The 6,269-nt window shown below is 70.8% G+C and carries 5 protein-coding genes and 1 pseudogene; 4 read left to right on the forward strand and 2 right to left on the reverse strand.

From position 1 onward, the window contains the following. Positions 1–600, reverse strand: a pseudogene (locus G3I40_RS45810) (ABC transporter ATP-binding protein); the annotation flags it as partial. A gap of 350 nt (positions 601–950) precedes the next feature. Here G3I40_RS45810 and G3I40_RS45815 point away from each other — a divergent pair. From G3I40_RS45815 to G3I40_RS45830, 4 genes are read left to right on the forward strand one after another with little or no spacing between them, the layout of a single operon-like run. Continuing rightward, positions 951–2,240, forward strand: coding sequence for a sugar ABC transporter substrate-binding protein (locus G3I40_RS45815; protein ID WP_164560696.1), 1,290 nt, complete (start codon positions 951–953; stop codon positions 2,238–2,240). Next, complete coding sequence (locus G3I40_RS45820; RefSeq protein WP_164560697.1) at positions 2,240–3,229, forward strand: sugar ABC transporter permease; 990 nt, start codon at positions 2,240–2,242, stop codon at positions 3,227–3,229. Before G3I40_RS45815 ends, G3I40_RS45820 begins: the two co-directional genes overlap by 1 nt. Next, entirely contained in the window at positions 3,222–4,064 is an 843-nt protein-coding gene (locus G3I40_RS45825; protein WP_164560698.1) for a carbohydrate ABC transporter permease, read from the forward strand. Before G3I40_RS45820 ends, G3I40_RS45825 begins: the two co-directional genes overlap by 8 nt. A gap of 6 nt (positions 4,065–4,070) precedes the next feature. Continuing rightward, positions 4,071–5,306 (forward strand): Gfo/Idh/MocA family oxidoreductase, encoded by a 1,236-nt coding sequence (locus G3I40_RS45830; RefSeq protein ID WP_164560699.1) that lies wholly within the window; start codon positions 4,071–4,073, stop codon positions 5,304–5,306. Between the two features lie 65 nt (positions 5,307–5,371). Here G3I40_RS45830 and G3I40_RS45835 read toward each other — a convergent pair. Continuing rightward, positions 5,372–6,269: discoidin domain-containing protein (locus G3I40_RS45835; protein WP_164560700.1), on the reverse strand; the 898-nt coding region annotated here is incomplete at its 5' end.

Below are 6,269 nucleotides of genomic sequence, written 5' to 3' on the forward strand. Positions count from 1 at the left end.
TGCCGCGGCCTGTTCGGCGCCGCTGCGGCGGATGAGCGGGGCGGCCACGACCTGGCTGACGAGGACGACGGGGACGAGCCCGGCAAGGACGAGGAAGCCGAGGAGCACGGACGTGCGGAAGAGGATGACGGCGGCGACGACGATCGCGCCGAGCGCGCCGGAGGCCCACCACACCGCGGCGTGCATCATGCTGACCCGGCCCGCGTCGGAGGTGGCGGTCGACAGCAGTTCGCCCGACCGGCTCGCGCCGCCGGGCAGTCCGCCGGGGGCGAGGACGCGGGCGGTGACCGCGAGCCGCAGGTCGTGCTCGGCTCCCTCCGCGGCTCCCTTGGCGAGGCGTCCGCCCAGCCGCATCGAACTGGTCAGGACGAGGAAGAGCAGGGCGAGTGCGGCGAGGGACCAGAGCAGGGCGCGGCCGCTGCCCGGTTCCACGGCGCGGTCGACGATGACGCCGATCGCCAACGGCACGCCCGCCTCGGCGGCTTGGTGTACGACGCACATCAGGCAGGCGAGCGCGAGGGTGCGCCACCGCCCGGTCAGTGTGTTCCTGACAAGGGTGCGGGCGCGGTCCTCCCGCGGCCCTCCGGTCGGCCGCCGCATCTGTTCCCCCTCATGTCCCGGCGCCCGCGAGCGGCGCCCGGCTGCAAAGTAAGCCTTACCTTACCTACCTGTGCCGGCCCGTGCGGCCGGACCCGAGGCGTCTCCGCCCCGCCGCACGGCTGAGGCGCCGACGAGGCCGTTCCCGGTCGAAGTGGTGTCCGTTTTGGCGCCTCAGTCGGCGGCCTGATGCGTAAAGTTGATTCAAACAGCCATTGACGCGTCAACTTCGAGCAAATAGCGTCGGGGTATTCCGGTGTGGGGCGGTGTCCCCCGGAAAAGACCACTGGCGGCTTCACGACTTCTCCCGCGCGGGAGAAGACGCTGCCCTGTCCCACCCAGGAAGGCTCCGCGTGCGCAGACGTTCCCTTCTCACGGCGGCTGCCGCCACGACGCTCGCGGCGGCACCGCTCACGTCCGGCTGCAGTTCCTCCTCTTCCTCGGCCTCCTCCGACTCCCGGCGCGGCCGGCTCACCTACGGCGTCTGGGACGTCTACCAGCTGCCCGCGATGAACCGCGCGGCGCGCGCGTTCGAGCGCGCCCACCCGGGGGTGACCATCGACGTGCAGCTCACCCCCAACGGCACGTACTGGACCAAGCTGCGCACCGCGTGCACCGGAGGCTCCGCGCCGGACGTCTTCTGGATGAATGGCCCCAACTTCGGCCTGTACGCGGACGCGGGCCAGCTCCTGCCACTGGAGACCGAAGGCTCCGAAGCCGTGCTGCGGACCGCCGACTTCCCCGAGGACCTGATCTCCCTCTACCGCTGGAAGGGCACGCAGTACGGCGCCCCGAAGGACTTCGACACCGTCGCCCTGTGGTTCAACAAGGAGATCTTCGACCGGGCCAAGGTCGACTACCCCGACTCCAGCTGGACCTGGCAGGACCTGATCGCCAACGCCCAGCGGCTCACCGACCGCAAGCGCGGCGTCTACGGCGTCGGGGCCCCGGCCCGCGCGCAGGAGAACTACTACAACTCGATCCCCCAGGCGGGCGGTTGGGTCATCTCCCCGGACAAGCAGCGCTCCGGGTACGGCGACGAGCACACCCTGGAGGGCCTGCGGCTCTGGGTCGACCTGATCCACCGCTACCGGGCCGCGCCGACCCTGCAGCAGATGACCGACACGGACCCCACGCAGATGTTCCAGTCCGGCACGCTGGCCATGACCTACGAATGCTCCTACAACGCGGCGACGTTCTACGCCGACTCCGAACTGCGCGCGAAGGTGGACGTCGCGCCGATGCCCAAGGGGCGCCGGCGCGCCACCGTCCTGCACGGCCTCGCCAACGTGGTCTACGCCCGCACGCCGCACCCCGAACTCGCCCGGGAATTCGTCCGGTTCCTCAGCGGCGAGAGCGCCTCCCTCCTCCAGGGCAAGTACGGCACCGCCATCCCGGCGCGCAACGGCACCGCCAAGCCCTGGGCCGCCGGCATGCCGAAGTTCGACCTCCAGGTGCACCTGGACGCGCTCGACTACGCGGTGCCCTTCCCCAGCTCCGCCAACAGCGCCGCATGGCAGCACAAGGAACAGATGTGGCTCGCCAAGGCGTGGAGCGGCGACGAGAGCCTCAAGGGCGCCACCGGCTCCCTGACGGACGCGATGAACCAGCTGCTCGCGCAGGAGAGAAAGGGCCGGTCCTGATGAGCCTCGACGTGCGTACGGACCCCGCGGTACCGCAACAACGCACCCGGCCGCAGTCCATGGACCAGCGGGAACTGCGCCGTCGCGAGCGCCGCTTCCGCCACCGGGACAAGTGGTGGGGCTACGCGCTGATCGCCCCGGCCGGACTCGGCCTCGCGGTCTTCTACCTGTGGCCCGTGGTGCAGACCCTGTACTACAGCTTCACCGAGTGGGGCGCCTTCGGCGGGACCACCTGGATCGGCCTGTCCAACTACCGCACGCTCGTGGGCGACCCGGAGTTCTGGGAGTCCCTCGGCAACACCGGCATCTACACCGGGCTCGTCCTGCTGGGCATCCCGCTGTCGATGATCCTGGCCGTGCTCCTGAACATCAAGGGACTGCGCGGCACCGGCGTCTACCGCACGCTCTACTTCCTGCCCGTGGTCACGATGCCCGCCGCCGTCGCGGTGGTGTGGCGCTGGCTCTACAACGGCGACGCCGGCATCCTCAACCACGCGCTGTCCGCGATCGGCATCGACGGCACCTACTGGGTGTCCGACCCGCACACCATCCGTTTCGCGGTCGCGGTCGTCGGCGTGTGGATGACCGTCGGCTACAACATGATCCTGCTCCTCGCCGGACTGCAGAGCATCCCCGGCGACTACTACGAGGCGGCGGCGCTGGACGGCGCCGGACGGGTACGGCAGTTCTTCTCGGTGACCCTGCCGCTGCTGAGCCCCACCCTGTTCTTCACCACCGTGCTGTCGATCATCCAGTCCCTGCAGGTCTTCGACCTCGTGTACCTGATCATCGGCGCCAACACCACGAACTCCCTGCAGAACCCGGCCTTCGGCGAGGGCCAGACCGTCGTGATGCTCTTCTTCCAGAAGGCGTTCTTCGACAACCAGCGCGGCTACGGCGCCGCGATCGTCTGTGTGCTGTTCGTCCTGATCATGGCGCTCACCGCCGTCCAGTTCCGGTTGCAGAAGAGGTGGGTCCACTATGCGTGAGACAACCCGGACACCCCGCCGCGAAGGACGGATGTGGCCCGCCCACGTCCTGCTGTCACTGGGCGCGATCGTCACCGTCTTCCCCCTGGTGTGGGAACTGCTCACCTCCTTCAAGAGCTTCGGCGAATCCGTGCAGGTGCCGCCGACGATCCTGCCCGCACATTGGGACTGGTCGAACTACAGCAAGGTCTTCGACGGCGTCCCGTTCGGCCAGCAGTTCATCAACACCGTCGTCATGGCGCTGCTGCGCACCGCGGCCCAACTGCTGCTGTGCTCCATGGCGGCCTACGCCTTCGCCCGCATCCGCTTCCCCGGACGCGGCGCGATCTTCCTCGGCTTCCTCGCCGTGCTCATGGTGCCCGGCCAGCTGTTCCTGCTGCCGCAGTACCAGATCATGCAGGACCTCGGCTGGCTCGACTCCATGCAGGCTCTGGTCGTCCCCGGGATGTTCTCCGCGTTCGGCACCTTCCTGCTGCGCCAGTTCTTCATGGGACTGCCCGAGGAACTGGAGGAGGCGGCACGCCTGGACGGGGCCAACCCGTTCACGGTCTTCTGGCGGATCGCCCTGCCGCTGGCCCGCCCGGGACTCCTCGCGCTCGGCATCCTCACGTTCCTGTGGTCCTGGAACGACCTGATGTGGCCCCTGATCGTGAACACCGACCCGGCCAAGATGCCGCTGTCGGCAGGCCTCGCCTCCCTCCAGGGCGCCCACTTGACCGAGTACCCGGTCCTGATGGCAGGTTCCCTCCTCGCAACGCTCCCGGTGATCGTGGTGTTCGTCGCCATGCAGCGCCAGTTCATCCAGGGCATCGCTTTCTCCGGCATGAAGGGCTGAACACACGTGACCGACACCACCCACGTCTCCACGGCACCGGCGGACAGCGGCGTGCACACCCGCGACCTGCGCCTCGGCGTCATCGGCCTCGGCCTGCGCGCCACCCTCGCGAAGGAGGCCCACTACCCCGGCGAGGGCTCCGCGGTCGTGGCCGTCGCGGACACCTCACCCGGCATGTTCGACCGGGCCCGCACCTGGTTCGGCGACGACGTCCACACCTACCCCGGCCACCGGGAGATGATCGCCGCCGAGAAGCTGGACGCGGTCTTCGTCATCACCCCCGACCACACCCACGAGGACCTGGCCGTCGACCTGTTGGAGGCCGGGGTCGCCGTCTTCGTGGAGAAGCCCCTCGCGATCACCACCGAGGGCTGCGACCGCGTCCTGGAGGCCGCGCGGGCGGGCGGCGCCCGTCTGTACGTGGGCCACAACATGCGGCACATGCCGGTGGTGCGCGTGATGCGCGACCTGATCAGGAACGGCGAGATCGGCGAGGTCAAGGCCGTGTGGTGCCGGCACTTCGTCGGCCACGGCGGCGACTTCTACTTCAAGGACTGGCACGCGGACCGCCGCAACACCACCAGCCTGCTCCTGCAGAAGGGCGCCCACGACCTGGACGTCATCCACTGGCTCGCCGGCGCCTACACCGAGCGGGTCAGCGCGCTCGGCGGACTCACCGTCTACGGCGACATCACCGACCGCTCCGGACAGGCCCCCGGCGCCGTCATGCCCGACTGGTACGACCCGGAGAACAACTGGCCGCCGCTGTCCCACACCGGCCTCAACCCGGTCGTCGACGTCGAGGACCTGTCGATGATGGTCATGCGCCTGGAAGGCGGCGTGCACGCCAGCTACCAGCAGTGCCACTACACCCCCGACTACTGGCGCAACTACACGGTCATCGGCACCGAGGGCCGCCTGGAGAACTTCGGCGACCACGGCGAGAGCGCCGAGGTCCGCGTCTGGAAGCGGCGCAGCGGCTACCGGGCCGACGCCGACCTGGTCGTGCCGATGCCGGAGCCCGGAGAGGGCGGGCACGGCGGCTCCGACCCGATGCTGGTCGCCGAGTTCCTGCGCTTCGTCCGCAGCGGCGGAGCGACGGACACCAGCCCCGTCGCGGCACGCGAGGCCGTCGCCGCCGGCGTCGCGGCGACGGAGTCCCTGCGCGCCGACGGCCGCCCGGTCACGGTGCGCAGGGTCGCCCCCGACCTCGCGCGGTGGTTCGCCGACGGCCAGGAGTGAGCCCCGCCTGAGGTACGAGGGACGGTCCCCGGGCGAACCGCCGCCCGGGGACCGTCCCTTCGCGTTCACCGCACGGACAGCCGCACGAGCCGGACGCCGTGCCCGACCTTCCCCTCCACCCGCAGCGCCACGTAGCGGGCGCTCGCCGAGGCCGTCAGACGGCGGGTGCGGCCACGGCCGCCGACCTTGCCGCCGTTCTGGTACGTGATGCCGTCACGGCTGAACTCGACACGGGCCGTGGGCGCGTCGTCGTGGTTCCACTCGGCCTCCACGCGGGCCAGCGTCCGCTCCGCCCCGAGGTCCACGACCATCCGGCCGTCGGGACCGGGCGTCCACGAGGTGTCCGGGTCGCCGTCGACCGCGGCGCCCGGAGCGGACATTCCGGTCGGCAGCGGACTGGTCGGGAAGACGTTCCTGCCCAGGGCCAGGTCGTCGTGCGGGTAGGCGGCGGCCCCGCGGAGCGTGACCGTGGTGCGGCGCCCGCCCCGCACGGTCACGACGGCGCCGTGCCCCTGCCCCTCGACGCGCAGCCGGCAGGCGGCGCCGGACAGATGCAGCGTCGCTCCGTCGACGACCTTTACCCGCAGGCCCGGCGGGAGCGACCGCCCGGACAGCGCGGTGAGGGTGAACCGGGGGGCGAGCACGACGGCCGAGCCGGAGCCGAGCGCGGCCGTGTAGACGCTGCCCCCGTCGGTCACCGACTGCACGCCTTCGAAGACCAGCCGACGCGAGCCCGACTGCGGCACCGTGACGCGTGTGGTGACGGCGTCGTCGGTGAGGTTGAACAGGCTCAAGTGGCCGTCGGTCAGGGCCGCGTGCACTCCGGCGTCGTCCGCGCGCGGCGCCGCCCGGCGTGCGAGGGCACGCAACGTGTCGGCCGAGGCGCCGGGAAGTCCCTCGACGACGAGGGGCGCGGCAGGCCCGTCCGCCGCCAGCACGGTGTCCTCGTAGACCGCGAGCGGA

The organism is Streptomyces sp. SID14478 (genome assembly GCF_010548525.1).
GTDB lineage: Bacteria > Actinomycetota > Actinomycetes > Streptomycetales > Streptomycetaceae > Streptomyces.